Here is a 19922-nt window from a genome sequence, read left to right as displayed (position 1 = left end):
GAAGTGCCGAGTTCTTAAGTACGGACGGGAAGGGGGCTCGAGCGTGACGATTCTGGAAAGCATCCGGGGGCCGCGCGACCTGAAGGCGCTGAGCGAGGAGGAGATCGGTGAACTGGCCCATGAGGTCAGAGAGTTCCTGATCCACGCGGTCGCGAGGACGGGGGGACACCTCGGGCCGAACCTGGGCGTGGTGGAACTGTCCATCGCGCTGCACCGGGTCTTCGAATCGCCGGTCGACCGCCTCGTGTGGGACACCGGCCACCAGAGCTATGTGCACAAGCTTCTGACGGGCCGCCAGGACTTCTCCAAGCTGCGCGGCAAGGGCGGCCTGTCCGGCTACCCCTCGCGCGAGGAGTCCGAGCACGACGTCGTGGAGAACTCGCACGCCTCCACGGCGCTCGGCTGGGCCGACGGCCTCGCCAAGGCGCGCCAGGTGCAGGGCGAGCGCGGGCACGTCGTCGCCGTCATCGGCGACGGCGCGCTGACCGGAGGCATGGCCTGGGAGGCCCTGAACAACATCGCGGCCGCCAAGGACCGGCCGCTGATCATCGTCGTCAACGACAACGAGCGCAGTTACGCGCCCACGATCGGCGGCCTCGCCAACCATCTGGCGACGCTGCGCACCACGGACTCGTACGAGAAGGTGCTGGCCTGGGGCAAGGACGTGCTCCTGAAGACCCCGGTGGTCGGGCACACGGTCTACGAGTCGCTGCACGGCGCGAAGAAGGGCTTCAAGGACGCGTTCGCGCCGCAGGGCATGTTCGAGGACCTGGGCCTGAAGTACGTGGGTCCCATCGACGGCCATGACACGGGCGCCGTCGAGTCCGCCCTGCGACGCGCAAAACGCTTCCACGGGCCGGTACTTGTGCACTGCCTGACCGAGAAGGGGCGCGGCTACGAGCCCGCGCTCGCCGACGAGGCCGACCGCTTCCACACCGTCGGCGTGATGGACCCGCTCACCTGCGAGCCGCTCGCGCCGTCCAACGGCCCTTCCTGGACGTCGGTGTTCGGCGACGAGATCGCGGCGATCGGGCGCGAGCGCGAGGACGTCGTCGCGATCACCGCGGCGATGCTGCACCCGGTGGGACTCACCAAGTTCGCGGCGGAGTTCCCCGAGCGGGTGTGGGACGTCGGGATCGCCGAACAGCACGCCGCCGTGTCGGCCGCGGGACTGGCAACGGGCGGACTGCACCCCGTCGTTGCCGTGTACGCGACCTTCCTCAACCGTGCCTTCGACCAGCTCCTGATGGACGTCGCGCTGCACAAGTGCGGGGTCACCTTCGTGCTCGACCGGGCCGGCGTCACCGGCGCCGACGGGGCCTCCCACAATGGCATGTGGGACATGTCCGTGCTCCAGGTCGTGCCGGGCCTGCGGATCGCCGCGCCGCGCGATGCCGACCAACTCCGCTCGCAGCTACGGGAAGCGGTCGCCGTCGACGACGCGCCGACCATGCTGCGGTTCCCCAAGGAGTCGGTGGGCGAGCCGATCGCGGCCGTCGACCGGGTCGGCGGCATCGACGTGCTGCACCGGGCAGAGGAGCCGCGGGTGCTGCTCGTCGCGGTCGGCGTGATGGCGCCGGTGTGCCTCCAGGTCGCGGATCTGCTGGAGGCGCGCGGCATCAACTGCACGGTGGTGGACCCGCGTTGGGTCAAGCCCGTCGACCCCGACCTCGCGCCGCTCGCCGCCGCGCACGAGCTGGTCGCCGTCGTCGAGGACAACAGCAAGGCGGCGGGCGTCGGCTCGGCCGTCGCGCTCGCGCTCGGCGAGGCCGAAGTCGACGTCCCCGTAAGGCGGTTCGGCATTCCGGAGCAGTTCCTGGCGCACGGCAAGCGGGGCGAGGTGCTGGCCGACATCGGTCTTACGCCCGTGGAGATCGCGGGGCGGATCGGCGCCAGCATGAGCCGCGCGGCGGGCAGTCGTGCATCGGGTAGTGGCACAGCGGGCAAGGAGATCAACGTATGAGCAAGGAGTTCGACCTCGGCAAGCTGCTCGCCGAGCGCGGCGCCGAACGGTACGAGCTGCACACCAAGTACCTCAACCACCAGCTGCCGAAGATGCTCCACACCATCGGCTTCGACAAGGTCTACGAGCGGGCCGAGGGCGCGCACTTCTGGGACGCGGACGGCAACGACTACCTGGACATGCTCGCCGGATTCGGTGTCATGGGCCTCGGCCGGCACCACCCCGTCGTACGCAAGGCGCTGCACGACGTCCTCGACGCCTCGCTCGCCGATCTGACCCGCTTCGACTGTCAGCCGCTGCCGGGCCTGCTCGCCGAGAAACTGGTGGCGCACAGCCCGCACCTGGACCGGGTGTTCTTCGGCAACAGCGGTACGGAGGCGGTGGAGACGGCGCTGAAGTTCGCGCGGTACGCGACCGGAAAGCCGAGGATCCTGTACTGCGCGCACGCCTTCCACGGCCTGACGACCGGCTCGTTGTCGGTGAACGGGGAGGACGGCTTCCGCGACGGCTTCGCGCCGCTGCTGCCCGACACCCCGATCCCGCTCGGTGATCTCGACGCGCTGGCAAGGGAGTTGAAGAAGGGCGACGTCGCCGGGCTCATCGTCGAACCGATCCAAGGTAAGGGCGTGTACGAGTCGCCCCCCGGCTATCTGCGGGCCGCGCAGGAGCTGCTGCGGGGGCACAAGGCGCTACTGATCGCGGACGAGGTGCAGACGGGTCTAGGCCGCACCGGCGACTTCTACGCCTACCAGCACGAGGAGGGCGTCGAACCGGACCTGGTGTGCGTCGCCAAGGCGCTGTCGGGCGGGTATGTGCCGGTCGGCGCGACGCTCGGCAAGGACTGGATCTTCAAGAAGGTCTACTCCTCCATGGACCGGGTCCTCGTCCACTCGGCGAGCTTCGGCTCCAACGCGCAGGCGATGGCGGCGGGCCTCGCGGTCCTGTCCGTCATGGAGGACGAGGAGACGGTCGCGAACGCGCGGGCGATGGGCGAGCTGCTGAGGTCCCGGCTCGCCGAACTCATCGACCGCTACGAGCTGTTGAGCGACGTGCGCGGGCGCGGGCTCATGATCGGCATCGAGTTCGGGCGGCCCAAGTCCCTGAAGCTCCGCAGCCGTTGGACGATGCTGCAGGCCGCGCGCAAGGGCCTGTTCGCGCAGATGGTCGTGGTGCCGCTGCTCCAGAAGCACCGGATCCTGACCCAGGTCTCCGGCGACCACCTCGAAGTCATCAAACTGATCCCGCCGCTCGTGGTGAACGAGGCCGACGTCGAGCGCTTCGTCGAGGCGTTCACGGCGGTCATGGACGACGCGCACAGTGGGGGCGGGCTGATGTGGGACTTCGGCAAGACGCTGGTCAAGCAGGCGGTGGCGAACCGCTGAGGGTGTCGGTGGCTCGGGGCGGTGGCTTTTGTCGTGGTTCTCGCCATGGCGTTTGCCTCTGAGGCAAGAAAGTTGCCGGAGGGGCACGGCTCTGGCTGAATCGAGAGCATGAGCCCTGCCCTCTCGCCGGACGAGCCGGACCAGCCGGACGAGGTCGACGGTGCGGAGGTCCCGGAACCCCCGGAACTTCCCGCCGTCGCGCCCCAGCTCCGCGAACTGCGCCGCCGCGCGGCCCTCACCCTGGAGGTCGCCGCCGGATCCGCCGGCCTGTCCCCGGCGCACCTCTCCCGCCTGGAGACCGGACAGCGTCAGCCCTCGCTCCCGATGCTGCTCTCACTCGCCCGTATCTACGGTACGACCGTATCCGAACTGCTCGGCGAGACCCCCGCCGACCGGGACGCGGTCGTGCGCGGCGGCACGATGGAAGCCACCGAGGCCGGGGGCTGGACGTACCGGCAGGCCGGGTCGCCCGGCCGCGGGATGCAGGCGTTGCAGGTGCACGCGCCGTACGGGTCCCAGGGCGACGTCGTGCGCGTGCATCCGGGGGAGGAGTGGCTGTACGTCCTGTCGGGGCGCCTGCGGCTGCGGCTCGGGGACACGTCCTACCGGCTCGACCCGGGCGACAGCTCCCACTTCGACTCGCTGACCCCGCACCGGATTGCCGCCGTCGACCCGGGCGGCGTCGACTTCCTGTTCGTCCACACCCTGCTGCAGAGCCCGACGGCCGCACTGTGCCTCGGGCCGTCGGCGGGACCGCTAAAGGAGACCCGCCATGGCTGACACGTCCGATGCGGCTCACACGCCTGACACGACCGGGCCGACCCCGGGCCCGGCCCGCCGCCAGATCGAGGACAAGCTGCCGCGCGGCATTCTGATCCGGGTCCTCGTGTACGTCTTCGCCGGGCACGCGCTGGCCGGATTCATCTACTTGCTGTTCACGCTGGGCGGGAATCAGTGAGGCGGTGCGCCGTGGGGCGGTCCGCGTGAGGCGGGGCCGCGTGAGGCGGGACCCCCTACTGCGGTAGCACCTCCATGTTGGCTCCTGGGTATGACGCCAGGCGCCCGGCCGTTCTCGCACACTCCTCCCCGTCAGAGCGAGGAAAAGTACGAGAGGGCGGGACAGGGCCATGAGGCTACGCAGGGGCAAGCAGCGGACGATCGAGGACGACCGGCCGGAGGCACGGGCCGGCACGCCGGGTCTCGCTGTCGAACTGCGCGGTGTGCGGCGGCAGTACGGGCGCGGGGCCGGTGCGGTGCACGCTCTCGCGGGCGTCAACCTCGCTCTGCCGCGCGGCACGTTCACGGCCGTGATGGGGCCGTCCGGGTCCGGCAAGTCCACCTTCCTGCAGTGCGCCGCCGGGCTCGACCGGCCGTCGGCGGGATCCGTGCACCTTGGTGGCACGGAGATCACCGGCATGAGCGAGAACCGGCTCACCGAGCTGCGCCGCAGCCGCCTCGGCTTCGTCTTCCAGGCGTTCAACCTGCTGCCGTCGCTGACCGTGGAGCAGAACGTGCTGCTGCCCATGCGGCTCGCCGGGCGCCGCCAGGACCGCCGCCGGGCGGCCGCGATGCTGGCGCAGGTCGGGCTCGCGGACAAGGCGCGGCGCCGGCCCGGCGAGCTCTCCGGTGGCCAGCAGCAGCGGGTGGCCGTCGCCCGCGCCCTGGTCACGAGCCCCGACGTGGTGTTCGCGGACGAGCCCACCGGCGCCCTCGACACCGGCACCGCGGCGGAGGTCCTGGGCCTGCTCCGCAACGCCGTCGACCACCTCGGCGCCACCGTCGTCATGGTCACCCACGATCCGACCGCGGCCGCCTGGGCCGACCGCGTGCTGTTCCTCGCCGACGGCGCTTTCGCCGACAGCCTGGAGCGCGGTTCGGCGGAGCAGATCGCCGCGCGGATGGCGACGCTCGCCGTCCGTTCCTCCCGCGCGGGCGCGATGGCGGGGGCGGCGGCATGAGGAGCCTTGCCCCCAACGGCCTCGCGCGTGCGGCTGTGCGCTTCAAGCCCGCCTCGTTCGCTGGCACGTTCGTCGCGCTGCTGATGTCGGCGCTGATCGTCGCGGCCTGCGGCACCCTGCTGGAGACCGGCGTACGTGCGTCGGTTCCGGCGCAGCGGTACGCGAAGGCGCCGGTCGTGGCGGCGGCGGACCAGTCCGCGCGGGTCGTCACCGACACCGTCGACGGTCCTGAAGAGACCACGTACCCGCTGCCGGACACCGCGCGCGTGGACGCGGGGCTCGCGGCGAAGGCGGCCCGGGCGCCCGGCGTCGAGGCTGCGGTGGCGGACTTCACCTTCCCGGTGCGGCAGAGCTCCACCTCGTCGAGCGCGCTCACCGGCCACGGCTGGGGCTCGCACGCTTTCACCGGGACCGCGCTGTCCGCGGGCGCCGCGCCGCGCACGGGAGAGGTGGCGCTCGACGCCGCCGCGGCCCGCACCGCGAAGGCCCACGTCGGCGACACCGTCGCGCTTGAAACGGCGGCGGGGCGCGCGGAGTTCAGGGTGTCCGGTCTTGCCAGGGCCGGGGCCGGGGACACCGCAGGGGCAGGCAAGGCGGCGGGCGGCGGGGCCACGGCCTGGTTCGCCGACGCGGAGGCCCCCGCGCTGTCCGGGCACCCCGGCAAGGCCGAGGCCATCGCCGTACTGGCCAAGGACGGCGCCGACACCGGCGCCCTCGCCACCGCTGTCGAGAAGGCACTGACCGGCTCCGGCGCGCAGGTGCTCACCGGTGACGACCGCGGCGAGGTCGAGGACCACGGCCTGGCCTACGCCAAGGAGAACCTCACCGCGCTCGGCGGCTCCTTCGGCGGGATCGCCACGCTGGTCGCCGTCTTCACCGCGGCCGGCACGGTCGCCCTCTCCGTCGGCCAGCGCACCCGCGAGTTCGCGCTGCTGCGTGCCGTTGGCGCCACGCCGCGGCAGATCCGCCGTGCGGTCGCCTCCGAGGCGCTGCTCGTTGCGCCGCTCGCCGGGGTGCTCGGGTGCCTGCCGGGCATCGGGCTCGCGCACTGGTGGTTCGGGCAGCTGAAGGACCGCGGGGCCGTCCCGCAGGCGGTCGAGCTGCACGTCTCGTGGATCCCGCTGGTCGCCGCCGTCGGGACCGGGCTGCTCACGGCGCTCGGCGCCGGGTGGATCGCCGGGCGCAGGCCCGCGAGGATCAAGCCGGGTCAGGCGCTCGCCGAGGCCTCGGTGGAGCGGCTGCGCCCGGGCGTCATCCGTACCGTGCTCGGAGTCGCGGCCCTCGGCGGCGGCTCGGCGCTCGCGGGCGTCGCGGCCTCCACCGCCGGAGCCGACGCGGCGAACGCCTCGCTCGGCGTCGTGATGCTCTTCATGCTCGCCGTCGCGCTGCTCGGCCCGCTGGTGGCACGGCTGTGCGCGGCGCTCTTCGGCCTGCTGCTGCGCGGGGGAGACGCCTCGGCCTCGCTGGCGGCCGCCAACTCCCGGACGAATTCCCGCCGGTTGGCCTCCGCGATCACGCCGATCGTGCTGGCGATGGCCTTCGCCTCGACGCTGGTGTTCATGCACACGAGCGAGAGCAAGGTCTCCGCGGACCAGTTGCGCGAGGGCATCACGGCGGACCACGTCGTCACCGACCCGGCGGGACTGCCCACGGGCGCCGCCGACCGGGCGGCCCGCGCTCCCGGCGTGGACGCGGCCGTGAGCCTGCTCGAGACGCAGGTGCTCGTGCCGGTCGACTCGGGCGGCGAGACGTCGTTGCAGGCAACGGCGACGCAGGGCATCTCGGGCTCCGGCGCCGAGCTGGCCAAGGTGCAGGACCTGGATGTGCGCGGCGGCAGCCTGGACCGCGTGGGCGCGGGCCGCATCGCCATCGACAAGACGCTTGCCACGGCGGCGAAGGTGCAGGTCGGCGACAGGCTGCCGCTCTACCTTCCCGACGGCACGAAGGCCCGCCCGGAGGTCGCCGCGGTCTACGGCCGGGGCCTCGGCCTTGCGGCGGTGACCATGGACCGCGCGTCCCTGGCCGGCCACGTCACCTCGGGCTTCGACGGCACGCTGCTGGTGCGCGGCGGCGACGTCGGGCCGCTCGCCGCACTGGGCAAGGTCACCGACGCCTCGGGCTATGCCGTCGCGCAGAGCGCGGACAGCGAACTCGGCGCCTGGTCCAACTACATGATGGCCGCGGTCCTGGGCGGCTTCGCCGCCGTCGCCGCGGTCAACACCCTGGTGATGACGGTCCTGGACCGCCGTCGCGAACTGACGGTGCTCCGCCTCGTCGGCTCCACGCGCCGCCAGGTGCTGCGGATGCTGCGTTGGGAGAGCCTGCTGGTGTCGGCGGCGGGGGTGGCGCTCGGCACCGCCATCGCGCTGATCACGCTGACGCCGATGATGCGCGGCATGACGGGGGAGTCCCCGTACATACCGCCGCTGCTGTACGGCACGTTCGCCGCGAGCGCGGTGTGCCTCGGGCTGCTCGCCGTAACCCTCCCTGCCCGCGCGGCACTTCGCGACAGGGAGGGGTGACGTCGGACACGGGGCCGAGGTTCGGGGCTGCGGCTCAGGCCCGGGCCCCGGCCTCGGTCGAGAAGGCGGTGCCGGGGCCTCAGGTGCCGGGCCTCAGGCGCCGGGGGCCTCAGGTGCCGGACCTCAGTCGAGAAGGCGCTCGCGCAGCCGCTCCCGCGTCGCCGAGGTGAGCTTCAGGCCCTCTTCGAGGTAGCGGTCGGTGCTGCCCCACAGTTCGTCGATCGTCTCGAGGCCCGCGTTGAGGTACTCGATGCGGGCGTCGAAGAGCGGGCTGAGCAGCTCCATGATCTCGGGGGAGTAGGCGTCCTTCGCGGTGGCGGTGCGGCGCACGTTGTAGCGGCGGTGCTTCTCGTTGGACTTGAGGTAGTCCGCCTCGATGGCGTCGCGCTCCACGCCCACCGCGAGCAGTGTCACCGCGATCGACAGGCCCGCGCGGTCCTTGCCCGCCGCGCAGTGCATCAGCGCGGGGAGGCTGTCGTCGGCGAGGGAGTGCAGCACGCGGCTGTGCTCGGCGGTGCGCTCCTTGATCATGGTGCGGTAGGACTCGACGAGCCGGTTCGCCGCGCGGCCCTCGGAGAGGATCTGGCGCAGCTGGTCGATGTTGCCGTCGCGGACCATGGTCCAGAATTCGGCGCCGTCGGCCGGGTCGTTGAGCGGCAGGTTCAGATTGCGCACGCCGGGCAGTTCGACGTCCGCGCCCTCCAGCTTCTGGTCCGCGGAGTTGCGGAAGTCGAAGACCGTGTGCAGGCCGAGGGAGGAGAGGAAGGCCGAGTCCTCGGCCGTGGCGTGGGCGAGGTGACCGCTGCGGAACAGTACGCCCTGGCGCACGCGCCGGCCGTCCACGGTGGGCAGGCCGCCCACATCTCGGAAGTTGCGCACTCCGGTCAGCTCGGGCTCGGTGGACGGTGCGTGCTGCGTCACAGGGGCTCCTCCCAATCGGTGCACCGGCGTTGGGTCGCCGGCGGGCGCGCTCCTGACGATACGACATCGGTTCCACAGGCAACCATCTATCCGATTCGCCCTGATCCGTGCCAACTGTGCATGGATCGAAGGGGCTTGTGGGCGTGTGCGTGACCGGCTTCATGTTCGTGACGCTGTGTGGCGGGCGGCCGGGATTGCCGCCCCAGTAATCCCCGAAGGTATGGCGTTGGTAAAGCGGCGAATGTCGACGGAGGGTTACACCGGGAAGCCTCAGGATCCCAAGGAATTGGCACCGCAGATGAATTCGGGGTTTGTCGTCGCCATTGCCGTTCGCCTACGGTCACCAATCAATCCGGTCGGAACGCCTAGTCCTGCCGCCGCCCGGATTCCTTTCGACTACCCGTCACGGCAGGAGCGGGGGACCCACACGCAAGACGCCGCGTAGGGGATTTCCCGAAGCGGCTTGGGGTGAAGCCGTGCCCGTACCCCGGGCGCGGCCGGGCATCTCCAGCCCGAACCCGACAGCTCACCTCGTAGGCGACGGAGAGGAAATTCAGCATGCCCGCAAAGGGAAAGCACCGCCTTTCGACCTCCCAGCGCATCGCCCGTGTCGCCGCCGTCGCCTCCGCCGGTGGAGCCGCGCTCGCGCTGCCGCTGATGGGCGCCACCGGTGCGCAGGCCGCGACGTCCGCCCCCGCCGCCGACGCCACGACGTACACCGTCAAGGCCGGTGACACGCTCTCGAAGATCGCCAAGGCGCAGGACGTCGACGGCGGCTGGAAGAAGCTCTACGAGGACAACAAGGACGCCGTCGGCTCCGACGCGGACCACCTCAAGATCGGCGTCAAGCTCACCATCGGTGGCGCGGCCGCCAGCGGCTCCGGCTCCGAGGGCGCGGCCACCGCCACGCAGGCGAGCGCCAAGACCACCGCCTCCGGCGACTACGTGGCGCCGGTCGACGGCGCCAAGGGCACGGGCTACGGCAACTCCGGCTCCATGTGGTCCAGCGGCAGCCACACCGGCGCCGACTTCTCGGTGCCGACCGGCACCTCCGTGAAGTCGATCGCCGACGGCACCGTCGTCTCGACCGGCTCGGGCGGCGCGTACGGCAACGAGGTCGTCATCGAGCACGCCGACGGCCACTTCTCCCAGTACGGCCACCTGTCCTCGATCGGCGTCGCCCAGGGCGACACCGTGACGGCCGGCCAGGAGATCGCCAAGTCCGGCGCGACGGGCAACGTGACCGGACCGCACCTGCACTTCGAGGTCCGCACGACCGCGGACTACGGCTCGGACATCGACCCGATCGCGTACCTGAGCGAGCACGGTGTGAACGCCTGAGACATCTCGTAGCGGTCGCGACCGCTCGCCCGATGCGGCGCCCGGAGAGCTCCCCGGGCGCCGCATTCGCGTTCCCGCGCTTATTCCCCAGGTGGCGAGTGGGTTATCTCACCACGCGTCAACCCCTGGCTACGGTCGCGTAGGTCACAGTCGAGGGTGAAAGATGTGTGGTCGTGGCAAACGAATCGAGAGCACTCACGGAGACACTCAACGGCACGATCCGGTCCTACGCGGCCGTGGGCGACAGCTTCACCGAAGGAGTCGGTGACCCCGGGCCCGACGGAAAGTTCGCGGGCTGGGCCGACCGGCTCGCAGTCCTCCTGGACGACCGTGTCCCCGAGGACACCTTCAAGTACGCGAACCTGGCCGTGCGCGGCAAGCTCCTCGACCAGATCGTCGCGGACCAGGTCCCGAAGGCGGTCGAGCTCGCCCCCGACCTGGTGACCCTGGTCGCCGGCGGCAACGACATCATCCGCCCCGGCACCGACCCGGACGACGTGGCCGAACGCTTCGAGAAGGCCGTGGTCCAGCTCACCGAGGCGGCCGGCACGGTCATGGTGGCCACCGGCTTCGACACCCGTGACGTGGCCGTGCTCAAGCACCTGCGCGGCAAGATCGCCACGTACAACATGCATGTGCGGGCGATCGCCGACCGGCACGGCTGCCTGATGCTCGACCTGTGGTCCCTGAAGTCCATCCAGGACCGCAGGGCCTGGGACGACGACCGCCTCCACCTGTCGCCCGAGGGGCACACGCGGGTGGCGCTGCGCGCCGGTCAGGCGCTGGGTATCGACGTGCCGGCCGACCCCGAGCAGGCGTGGCCGCTGCTGCCGCCGCGCGGCACGTTCGAGGTGCGGCGCGACGACATGCACTGGGCGCGCGAGTTCCTGGTGCCGTGGATCGGGCGCCGGCTTCGCGGCGAGTCCTCCGGCGACCGGGTGCAGGCGAAGGGCTTCGTGGACCCGCACGCGGTGAAGGCGCACCTGGAGGCGGCGTCCTGACGCGTTGAACCTCCGAGGCGCGGTGGCGCTGACGGCCTCCCGTCAGCGCCCCGCCCCGGTCAACTCCGCGCGCTCGAGCCCCAGTTCACGGGCGAGCGCCTCATCCACCCACTCCTGCATACGGGCCCGCGACACGACGGCCGACCTGGCGCGCCGGTCGTCGTACGCCGTCATCTGCACGGCGAGCCCGTCGAGCAGCGCCGTGAGCCGCAGCGCCGCCGCCATCGGGTCGGCGCAGGCGAACTCGCCCGCCGCCACACCCTCGGCGACCACCTCCGCGAGCGCCGCCTTCCACTGCCGGTCGAGGTCCCGCGTGACCTCCCGCAGCGCGGGCTCGCGCAGCGCCGCCGCCCAGCCCTCGATCCACAGCCGCCACCCCTTGGCCTGACCCGTCGGCGCGTACCAGCGCACCGCGGCGCGCAGCCGCTTCAGGGCCGTCGTGCGGCGGCCGAGCAGCTTGCGCAGATGGGCCAGGTCGCTCTCGGCGGCATGTGCGAACGCGGCCGCGACGAGCTTCTCCTTCGTCGAGAAGTGGTACAGCACCAGCGCGTTGCTCACGCCGAGCGCCGATGCCACGTCGGCGATGCGCACGGCGGCCACCCCGCGCGCCTCGATCTGCTCGATGGCGGCCCCCAGCAGCTCTTCGCGCCGCTCGGCCACGCTCAACCGGACTCTGGTCACGCCGCAAGCCTAGTTGTTCCCGTGTGCCGACTCGTTCACGTGCAGGACTCTTGACGGCTCGCCGCCGCACAGGTCACAGTCACGTCACGTTCCACTACTGACTGGCTGTTCAGTCAATAAGTCGGTCGGTCGGGGGTAAGCGCGGCCCGAGCAAGACCCGCAATGCCCGTCAGTGCAGTCCTCGTTCGTACTCGTCCGTCCCGTCCGTCCTTGTTCGTTCTCGCTGTTCTCGCCAGGAGCAATCGTGACCCAAGCGCCATCCCTCTCGCCGACCCCGCCCGCCGGGGACGAGCCCGACCTCTCCGAAGGCTGGGGCGAGCAGCGCTCACGGCTGCGCAAGGATCTGCGCCGGCTGGACGTGCTGTTCTTCCTCATCTGCACGCTCGTCGGCCTCGACACCATCGGCTCCGTCGCCGCCCAGGGCCCGCAGGGGCTGACCTGGATGGTCATCCTGGCGGTCCTCTTCTTCCTCCCCTACGGGCTGCTCGTCGCCGAACTCGGCTCGGCCTTCCCCGTGCAGGGCGGCCCTTACGTGTGGACGCGCCTGGCCTTCGGCCGGCTCGTCGCCGGCGTCAACCAGCTCCTGTACTGGATATCCAACCCGGTCTGGGTGGGCGGCAGCCTGTGCATCATCGCGCTGACCACCTGGGAGGAGTTCTTCACGCCGCTGCCGGGCTTCTGGAAGTACATCGCCGGGTTCGTGTTCATCTGGGGCGGCGCGCTCGCCGTGGTGCAGTCCGTACGCATCGGCAAGTGGGTGCCCATCGCCGGCGCCGTCGCGCGCGTCGTGCTGCTCGGCTTCTTCCTCGTGTCCGTCGTCGTCTACGCCGCCGAACATGGCGTGCACGCCCTACCCGCGGGCGAATTCACGCCTACGTATGCGGGCTTCGTGGCGCTCGTCCCGGTGCTCATCTTCAACTACGTAGGCTTCGAACTGCCCAGCTCGGCCGCCGAGGAGATGAAGAACCCGCGCCGCGACATCCCGCTGTCGATCCTGCGCTCCGGTCTCGCCGCCGTGCTCCTCTACGGAGGCCCCATCCTCGGCATCCTGTTCGTCCTGCCCAGCCAGGAGATCGGCAGCCTCGGCGGCTTCATCGACGCCTGCAAGGCCGTCTTCACCGTCTACGGCGGGTCCATCGCGGCCGACGGCACGGTGACGCTGACCGGGCTCGGCTCCGTGTTCGGCGGGATCGCCGCGGCGGGCCTCATCATCGGCCTGCTCACCTCCGGTGTCACCTGGGCGATGGGCGCCCACCGCGCGCAGGCCGTGGCGTGCGCGGACGGCGCGGGGCCGGCCTGGCTGGGCCGCATCTCCGAGAAGCACGGGACCCCGGTACGGGTCAACATCCTGTCCGCCGTGCTCGGTTCGATCCTGTTCGTCGTCGCCCTCAACCTCACCGGCGGCGACGGCGAGAAGTACTTCGCGGCGGGCCTCGGCCTGACCATCAGCACGACGTTCATCTCCTACGTCATCACGTTCCCGAGCCTCGCCGTGCTGCGCCGCAAGTACCCCGACCAGGAGCGGCCCTACGCCGTGCCCGGCGGCCGGGTGGGCGCCTGGATCGTGTCAGCCCTCGCCACCGGCTTCGTTGCGTTCACCGTCATCGTGCTCGTCTGGCCGGGCTTCGGGGTGGGCTGGTTCGGCACGGCGGGCAACCCGGCGGACTCGCTGCCCGAGTCGTTCGCGGGCCAGCGACTGCCGTACACGCTGAGCCAGGTGCTGCCGCTGCTGCTGTTCGTGGTGATCGGGTTGGTGTTCTACGCGGCGGGCGCGCCTGCGCGGAGGCGGGCGCGTGATGGTGCGGTTGAGGGTGGCTGAACGCGCGATGGGCTCCCGCCCAGATGAAGTGGGAGCCCGTCGAGCATTCCGGTCACAGTGGTTGGCGACCCGGGGCTCTGCCCCGGACCCCGCTGCTCAATCGCCGCAGGGGCTTGATTTGCCGCAGGTGGCGCTTGATGTGGCCACCACCGCATGTGCGTCCAGGGCGATGGCGCCGCCAGGGTGCACAAGCAGCGGGTTGACCTCCAGGTCGGTCAGTTCCGGGTGGTCCGCGGCGGCCCGGGCCACCGCGCACACCGCCGCCGCGGCCGCCTCCAGGTGGACGGCCGGTGCGCCGCGCCACCCGGTCAGCAGCGGCGCGTGCCGCAGCTCCAGCAGCAGGGCACGCGCGCGTGCCGGGGTGAGCGGGGCGAGCGCCAGCGCCGTGTCGGCGTGCAGTTCGGCGGTGACACCCCCGGCGCCGACCATGACGACCGGACCGAACGCCGCGTCCTTCCGTACGCCGACGATGAGTTCGCGCGCGTACGGAGGCGTGGCCATCGCCTCGACCGCGTACCGGGCCGCACCCGTGGCCTCCCGCATCCGCGCGAACGCGGTGCGCAGGGCGGCCTCGTCCGCGATGTGCAGCGCCACACCACCGGCCTCGGTCTTGTGGGCGAGCCCCATCGCCTTGAGCACCAAGGGGTAGCCCGTGCGGTAGGCGGCCTCGGCCGCCGCGTCCGCGTCCGTCACGAACTCGGCCGTGGGGAACGCGACTCCGTAGGACGCCAGCAGCTCACGCACCCGCTCGTAGCCACCGTCCTCGACCTCGTACGCCGCCGGGGGAGCGGTCCGCCCCTGTGGCAGGCGCGGCGTGGTGGCGGCCAGGCGCACGGCGCCCGCGAGCGCCGTCGCCGCCTGCTCGACCCGCTCGTGCACCGGCACACCGCGCTCTCTGAGGACGGCGAGGGCCGGGGTGTCGCGGGCCATCGTGTGCACCACCAGGGCCCGACCCGCGGCGCCGGCGGCGTCGGCGAGGGCGTGCGCGATCTCGCACTCGCGCTCCGCCTGGGCGGGGTTCGCGGTCGCGTAGTCCCCGAAGTAGCCGGTGAGCACGACCGTGTCCGCGTCGCCGCTGTGCAGCAGGGTGGCCGCCACGCGCGCGTAGGCGGCCAGATCCTGCTCGCCCGCCCCGGCCAGGTCGACCGGATTGGCCCGCCCCGCGCCCGGCGGCAGCTGCGCGCCCAGGGCGTCGACGGTGGCCGGGGAGAGTGCGGGCACGTCGAAGCCGCACGCGGCGAAGGAGTCGGCGGCCAGCGCGCCCTGCCCGCCGCTGTCCCCGATCACGGCGATCCGGTGCGGTGGGGGTGGGGTGGCGCTGGGTTGGTCGGGGGTGGGGGCGGGGGTGGTTTCGTGGCGTGGGGGGTGGGGGCGGGGACGTATGAGGGAAGGGGTGGGGGACATCAAGTGGATGGCGGTGTCGACGAGTTCGCCCGCGGAGTCCAGGAGGAGGGCGCCGGCGTCGCGGCAGACCGCCGCGACCGTGGCGTGCGGGCTGACGAGGGCGCCGGTGTGGGAGGCGGCCGCGCGGCCCGATGCCGTGCTGCGGCCCACCGTGAGGAGCAGGACCGGCTTTCCCGCGGCGTGGGCGGCCGCCAGGACGTCCGCGAGGCGGCGGCCGTCCCGGAAGTCCTCCACGTACGCCGCGATCGCTCTCGTGGGCTCGTGGGCGATCAGGGACTCCAGGGCGTCGGCGGCGTCGATGTCGCGCTGGTTGCCGAGCGAGACGAAGCGCGAGAAGCCCGCGCCCGCGCGCTGAAGGTGGCGGCCGATCTCCAGGGCCAGGTTGCCGCTCTGTGAGACGAGGCCGAGGCCGCCGGTCGGGAAGTCGCCCCAGCTGAGCCGGAGTTGGCTCGTCGTGTCGACGATGCCCATGCAGTTGGGGCCCAGCAGGCGGGCGCCGCGGGAGGTGACCAGGTCCGCGAGGGAGGCCTCCTCTGTGGTGCCCGACGTGATCACCGTGAAGCAGCGGGCGCCCGTGTCGAGGCCCTCCTGGACCACCGGGCGCACCTGGTGGGGCGGGACCGCGACCACCACGTGTTCGGGGGCCGCGTCCAGGGTGGACAAGGCGGGGCGGAACGGTTCGCCCTGAAGGTGGCCGCCCCTGTGGTTGACCAGGTGGACGGCCCGGCGGGCGCGGCCGGTCAGGGCGCCCGCCGCGAGCCAGTAGCCCCACTTCTCCGGGTTGTCGGACGCGCCGACGACCGCGACGGACGCCGGGTCGTACAGCGCGTCCAGGCCTGTTGTGGTCGTCACCTGTACCACCCGAACCTCTCCGCGAGGATCGGCAGGCGGTCGGCGACGATGGCGTGCGCCGCGGCCCGCGGGGTCGTTCCGTCGCCCTCCGCGCGCGCGAGCATCTGGTCGATCAGGGAGCGCATGGAGCGCCGCGTGTAGGCGAAGGCCTCGTCCGCGTCCGCGCCGATGTCGCCGAACAGGGTCCACCACCACCAGGCGTTCGTCCCGGAGTTGACGACGACGTCCGGCAGGACCGTGATGCCGCGCCCGGTCAGCAGCTCCTCGGCGTCCGCGAGGACCGGCATGTTCGCCGCCTCGACGACCCAGCGGGCCGTGATCCGCTCCTGGTTCGCCGCGTCGATCGCGTACGAGACCGCGGCGGGGATCAGCACGTCCGCGTCCGCCGACAGCCAGGCGTCGCCCGGCAGTTCACGGTCCTCGGGGCGCAGCCGCTCACGGTTCACCGTGCCGTAGGCGTCGCGCGCCGCGAGCAGCGCGTCCACGTCGAGGCCGTCGTTGTTGGTGATGGTGCCCTTCAGGTCGGCCACCGCGACGATCTTCAGCCCCGCGCGCGCGAGGAAGCGGGCCGTGGCGCCGCCCATCGTGCCCAGGCCCTGGAGGGACACACGGGTGCCCTCGTAGGAGCGTCCTGCGCGGTCGAGCGCCACCAGGACCGCCTCGGCGACGCCGCAGCCGCCCACCAGCTCGTCGAGACCGATGCCGTCGACGTCCACCGCGAACGCGTCCGCCAGCCGCTGACGGGCCGTCTCCTCGTCGTCCAGGAGCGGGTACACGGCCTGGATGGACGACACGAGACCCGCCTCGGCCGCCGCCTTGTCGACCAGGTCCTGCGTGAGGCCCAGGTCCTCGCCCGTCGTCCAGAAGGACTCGATGTACGGACGCATCGCCTTCAGGTAGCGCACCAGGATGCCGTACGCCTCCGGGTCCTGCGGGTCGCAGTCGATGCCGCCCTTGGCGCCGCCCAGCGGGATGTAGCGGCCCTCCGGGTTGTAGTGCAGCGCCTCCTTCATCGACATGCCGCGCGCGAGCCCCGCGACCTCCTCCAGGGTGCAGCCCTTGCGCATCCGCAGGCCGCCGCTGGAGACGCCGCGCACCAGGCGGTCGATCACCAAGTAGCCGTGGCGGCCGGTGACATGGTCGGTCCAGGTGAGCTGGGTGAGGGGAGCCGTCGGCGGCGTCGGGGGCGTGGCGGTGCCGGCGGGCGCGGGAGCGGCGGGCGTGGGGGCGGTGGTCATGCGGACTCCTCAGGAACGACGATCAGGGTGGGGGCGGGAGTGGTCGGAGTGTTCAGGGCGGTGCTCAGCAGCTTCGCGAGCTCCTCGGGGGAGTGGGCCGTCGCGCCGTGTCCTCCGTAGGCGCGGGCGAGGGCGGGCAGGTCCACGCGCGCGTGGTCGACCGCGAGCGGTGCGTCGCCGCGGGCGTTCATCTCGTCGCGGATCTCGCCGTAGCCGGAGTTGTCGAACACCACGACAACGAGCGGTTGTTGGAGCGCTGCGGCGGTGGCCAGCTCCTGGATCGAGAATTGCAGGCCCCCGTCACCGCTGAGCGCCACCACCTGGCGGTCCGGGCAGGCGGCCTTCGCGCCGACCGCCGCGGGCAGGGCGTAGCCGAGCGTGCCGAACCCGGTGGGGTGCAGATAGCGGGCGCGCGGCCCCAGGGTGAGGTGTGGCAGGGCGCCGTAGTAGCAGCACTGGGCGCTGTCCGAGGTGACGATGGCGTCCGGGTCGAGGACGCCGCGGATCGCCTCCAGGTAGGGCAGCCAGTGGGCGTCGCGGGGGCGGGACTCGTCGTCGCGGGCGGCTTTGAGGGTGGCGGTTTCGGTGTGGGCTTCGGCGGTGCGCGGCGTGGTTTCCGCGGTCGCCGTGACGAGCGCATCCAGCGTCGCGGCCGCGTCGCCCACCAGCGGGACATCCGCCGGGAGGCCCGCGTACATCTGCGCCGGATCGAGATCCACACGGATCAACTGCCCCTGGAGCGGCAGGGGTTCGGCGGTCCAGATGTCGGACTCGGCCAGCTCCGTGCCGACGGCCAGGACCACGTCACGGGTCGTGAGCCACTCCTGGACCGCCGTGCTGTGCAGGGACACGCCGAGGGAGAGCGGATGCTCCTCGTCGACGATCGCCTTGCCGTTCGCCGTGGTGGCCACCGGCGCCGCCAACCGCTCGGCCAGAGCGAGGCATTGGGCCGCCGCGCCGCGGGCTCCGCCGCCGAGGACGAGGGCCGGGCGCTCCGCGTGGGCGAGGAGCGCGGCGGCCTCCTCGATGCGTGCGGCGTCGGGGACGCGCGGCGCGGCCGGGGGAGCGGCGCGGGCCGGGCCCGCGGATTCCGTCGCCTCCAGGAGGTCGAGCGGGATCTCGATGTGTGCCGGGCGCGGCCGCTCCGAGCGGAACAGCGTGAACGCCCGCGCCACCGCCGCGCCGATCTCCGCCACCGACGAGACCCGGTGACTGAAGGCGGCCACGTTCCGCAACGCCTCGCTCTGGCTGCGCATTTCGTGCAGCAGACCCGTCGACTGGCGCGGGTGGCGCAGCGGCATGCCCGGCGAGATCACAAGGAGCGGCACGCTGTCCGAGTACGCCTGGCCGACGGCCGCCGCGATGTTCAGGAGCGCGGGCCCCGTCGTGGTGATCGCCACTCCGGGCGTGCCCGTCACGCGCGCGTACGCGTCCGCCGCGTATCCGGCGCCCTGTTCGTGGCGCGGCGCGACGTGCGCGACACCGTAGGCCGTCAAGTGGCGGTAGATCTCCAGGTTGTGGGTGCCCGGGATGCCGAAGGCCTGGGTGACACCGTGGGCGGCCAGGGCGCGGACGAGCGCTTCGCCGCCGGTGAGGTGGTGGGGGCCGTTCGGTGGTGGCTCGGGACTGTGACGCGTAATGACGGCGGATTCGTGGACAGACGTCACAGTGACCTCGCAATGATCAGGCGCATGATGTCGGAGGTGCCCTCTTCGATCTCCTCCAACTTGGCGTCGCGCATCCACTGTTCGACCGGGAACTCGCGCGAGTAACCCCAGCCGCCCAGCGTCTGCACGGCCGCCCAGGTGCAGTACGCGGCCGTCTCCGACGCGGTGAGCTTGGCCATGGCCGCCTCCGTGGTGGCGGTCAGGCCCGCGTCCAGGCGGCGGGCCGCGCGCCACGTCATCAGGCGCGACTGCTCGATGCGGGTGCGCATGTCGGCGAGGCGGAACGCGACCGCCTGGTGCTCGATGACGGGCTTGCCGAACTGTTCGCGCGTGCGCGCGTAGTCGCGTGCGTACTCGTAGGCGGCGCGGGCGACACCGGTGGCGGCGGCGCCCAGGACGGCGCGTGAGATGTCGAAGGTGCGCATCAGGCCGATGAAGCCCTGGCCCTCGTCGCCGAGCCGGTTCTCCTCGGGGACGAACGCGTCGGAGAGGAAGATCTCCCGGCAGACGATGGCGCGTTGACCCATCTTGCGCATGGGCTCGCCGAAGGTGACACCTTCGGTGTCCTTGTGCAGCAGGAAGGCGCTGACGCCGCGCGAGCGCTGCGTCGGGTCCGTCTTGGCGAACACCACGTAGCGGTCGGCCTCACCGGCGTTCGAGATCCAGGCCTTCTGGCCGTTCAGCAGGTAGCCGCCCTCGGTGCGGCGGGCTGTCGTGGTGATCGATGCGGCGTCCGAGCCCGCGCCCGGTTCGGTGGTCGCCAGCGACGTCATCGGGGTGTCCGGTCTTGCGAGCGGGGTGAGCCAGGTGCGTTGCTGCTCCGCGGTGCCGAGAGCGAGCACGGGGTCGGCGAAGAAGCCGTTGGAGCAGAGCAGGTTGCCGATGCCCAGGTCGCCGACGCACAGCTCCTCCTGCACCAGGACCTGCGTGAACACGTCGGTGAAGCCGCCTCCCCCGAACTCCTCGGGGAGCATGAACCCGGTGATGCCGACCTTGGCCGCCTTGCGCCACAGGTCCCAGGGCGTCTCGATGTCGGCCTCGTCGACGGCACGCGCGCGTGGCCGGATCTCCTCGGCCGCGAACGTCCGGGCGAGCTCGACGACGGCGTGCTGTTCGGGGGTGAGCGGGACCAGTTCGGTGGGGAGTTCCGACACGGTGCCTCCAGACGGTCCA

General features: G+C 72.1%; 15 protein-coding genes and 1 riboswitch. Of the genes, 9 read left to right on the top strand and 6 right to left on the bottom strand.

Annotated elements, in window-relative coordinates:
• The first annotated feature begins 43 nt into the window (after window positions 1–43).
• From dxs to ACOKM3_RS08955, 6 genes are all read left to right on the top strand, one after another.
• Window positions 44–1963, top strand: coding sequence for a 1-deoxy-D-xylulose-5-phosphate synthase (gene dxs / locus ACOKM3_RS08980; protein ID WP_426898682.1), 1920 nt, complete (start codon window positions 44–46; stop codon window positions 1961–1963).
• Window positions 1960–3345 (top strand): aspartate aminotransferase family protein, encoded by a 1386-nt coding sequence (locus tag ACOKM3_RS08975; RefSeq protein WP_426898680.1) that lies wholly within the window; start codon window positions 1960–1962, stop codon window positions 3343–3345. Before dxs ends, ACOKM3_RS08975 begins: the two co-directional genes overlap by 4 nt.
• A gap of 108 nt (window positions 3346–3453) precedes the next feature.
• On the top strand, window positions 3454–4125 hold the full coding sequence (locus ACOKM3_RS08970; RefSeq protein WP_426898678.1) for a helix-turn-helix domain-containing protein: 672 nt from the start codon (window positions 3454–3456) through the stop codon (window positions 4123–4125).
• Window positions 4118–4303 (top strand): DUF6126 family protein, encoded by a 186-nt coding sequence (locus ACOKM3_RS08965; protein ID WP_426898676.1) that lies wholly within the window; start codon window positions 4118–4120, stop codon window positions 4301–4303. Before ACOKM3_RS08970 ends, ACOKM3_RS08965 begins: the two co-directional genes overlap by 8 nt.
• 169 nt (window positions 4304–4472) lie before the next feature.
• Window positions 4473–5303 (top strand): ABC transporter ATP-binding protein, encoded by an 831-nt coding sequence (locus ACOKM3_RS08960; RefSeq protein WP_426898674.1) that lies wholly within the window; start codon window positions 4473–4475, stop codon window positions 5301–5303.
• The gene (locus ACOKM3_RS08955; protein WP_426898672.1) at window positions 5300–7825 is read left to right on the top strand and encodes an FtsX-like permease family protein; all 2526 of its coding nucleotides are present in this window, start codon (window positions 5300–5302) and stop codon (window positions 7823–7825) included. Before ACOKM3_RS08960 ends, ACOKM3_RS08955 begins: the two co-directional genes overlap by 4 nt.
• Before the next feature lie 123 nt (window positions 7826–7948).
• Here ACOKM3_RS08955 and ACOKM3_RS08950 read toward each other — a convergent pair whose 3' ends face one another.
• Entirely contained in the window at window positions 7949–8746 is a 798-nt protein-coding gene (locus ACOKM3_RS08950) for a tyrosine-protein phosphatase (RefSeq protein WP_426898670.1), read from the bottom strand.
• Window positions 8747–9129: 383 nt separating this feature from the next.
• A riboswitch (cyclic di-AMP (ydaO/yuaA leader) is annotated at window positions 9130–9301 on the top strand.
• A gap of 3 nt (window positions 9302–9304) precedes the next feature.
• On the opposite strand from ACOKM3_RS08950, the gene ACOKM3_RS08945 reads away from it, so the two are divergent.
• Window positions 9305–10087: a M23 family metallopeptidase gene (locus tag ACOKM3_RS08945; RefSeq protein ID WP_426898669.1), complete on the top strand. Its 783-nt coding sequence runs from the start codon at window positions 9305–9307 to the stop codon at window positions 10085–10087.
• A gap of 218 nt (window positions 10088–10305) precedes the next feature.
• The gene (locus ACOKM3_RS08940; RefSeq protein WP_426906740.1) at window positions 10306–11088 is read left to right on the top strand and encodes an SGNH/GDSL hydrolase family protein; all 783 of its coding nucleotides are present in this window, start codon (window positions 10306–10308) and stop codon (window positions 11086–11088) included.
• A 42-nt stretch (window positions 11089–11130) separates the two neighbouring features.
• On the opposite strand, the gene ACOKM3_RS08935 is transcribed toward ACOKM3_RS08940, so the two are convergent.
• Window positions 11131–11769 (bottom strand): TetR family transcriptional regulator C-terminal domain-containing protein, encoded by a 639-nt coding sequence (locus ACOKM3_RS08935; RefSeq protein ID WP_426898667.1) that lies wholly within the window; start codon window positions 11767–11769, stop codon window positions 11131–11133.
• A gap of 244 nt (window positions 11770–12013) precedes the next feature.
• Here ACOKM3_RS08935 and ACOKM3_RS08930 point away from each other — a divergent pair, with 244 nt between their 5' ends.
• A complete protein-coding gene (locus tag ACOKM3_RS08930; protein WP_426898665.1) occupies window positions 12014–13588 on the top strand; it encodes an APC family permease in 1575 nt (524 codons plus the stop codon).
• Between the two features lie 96 nt (window positions 13589–13684).
• Here ACOKM3_RS08930 and ACOKM3_RS08925 read toward each other — a convergent pair whose 3' ends face one another.
• The 4 genes from ACOKM3_RS08925 to ACOKM3_RS08910 are packed head-to-tail and all read right to left on the bottom strand — an operon-like array spanning window position 13685 to window position 19903.
• Window positions 13685–15844, bottom strand: coding sequence for an acetate--CoA ligase family protein (locus tag ACOKM3_RS08925; protein WP_426898663.1), 2160 nt, complete (start codon window positions 15842–15844; stop codon window positions 13685–13687).
• Complete coding sequence (locus tag ACOKM3_RS08920; protein WP_426898661.1) at window positions 15841–17082, bottom strand: glutamate dehydrogenase; 1242 nt, start codon at window positions 17080–17082, stop codon at window positions 15841–15843. The genes ACOKM3_RS08925 and ACOKM3_RS08920 overlap by 4 nt, the downstream gene beginning before the upstream one ends.
• Window positions 17079–18749, bottom strand: coding sequence for a 5-guanidino-2-oxopentanoate decarboxylase (locus ACOKM3_RS08915; RefSeq protein WP_426898660.1), 1671 nt, complete (start codon window positions 18747–18749; stop codon window positions 17079–17081). Before ACOKM3_RS08915 ends, ACOKM3_RS08920 begins: the two co-directional genes overlap by 4 nt.
• The gene (locus tag ACOKM3_RS08910; RefSeq protein WP_426898658.1) at window positions 18746–19903 is read right to left on the bottom strand and encodes an acyl-CoA dehydrogenase family protein; all 1158 of its coding nucleotides are present in this window, start codon (window positions 19901–19903) and stop codon (window positions 18746–18748) included. The genes ACOKM3_RS08915 and ACOKM3_RS08910 overlap by 4 nt, the downstream gene beginning before the upstream one ends.
• Window positions 19904–19922: the final 19 nt, after the last annotated feature.

Source organism: Streptomyces nidicola (genome assembly GCF_050106155.1).
In the GTDB taxonomy this organism is placed as follows: domain Bacteria; phylum Actinomycetota; class Actinomycetes; order Streptomycetales; family Streptomycetaceae; genus Streptomyces.
The sequence above is the reverse complement of the archived record's forward strand: the minus strand, read 5'-3'. Positions and strand labels throughout refer to the sequence as shown.

Coding starts and splice junctions, on each gene's coding strand:
- ACOKM3_RS08975 (WP_426898680.1), top strand. CDS start 1,960: ATGAGCAAGGAGTTCGACCTCGGCAAGCTGCTCGCCGAGCGCGGCGCC.
- ACOKM3_RS08970 (WP_426898678.1), top strand. CDS start 3,454: ATGAGCCCTGCCCTCTCGCCGGACGAGCCGGACCAGCCGGACGAGGTC.
- ACOKM3_RS08965 (WP_426898676.1), top strand. CDS start 4,118: ATGGCTGACACGTCCGATGCGGCTCACACGCCTGACACGACCGGGCCG.
- ACOKM3_RS08960 (WP_426898674.1), top strand. CDS start 4,473: ATGAGGCTACGCAGGGGCAAGCAGCGGACGATCGAGGACGACCGGCCG.
- ACOKM3_RS08955 (WP_426898672.1), top strand. CDS start 5,300: ATGAGGAGCCTTGCCCCCAACGGCCTCGCGCGTGCGGCTGTGCGCTTC.
- ACOKM3_RS08945 (WP_426898669.1), top strand. CDS start 9,305: ATGCCCGCAAAGGGAAAGCACCGCCTTTCGACCTCCCAGCGCATCGCC.
- ACOKM3_RS08920 (WP_426898661.1), bottom strand. CDS start 17,082: ATGACCACCGCCCCCACGCCCGCCGCTCCCGCGCCCGCCGGCACCGCC.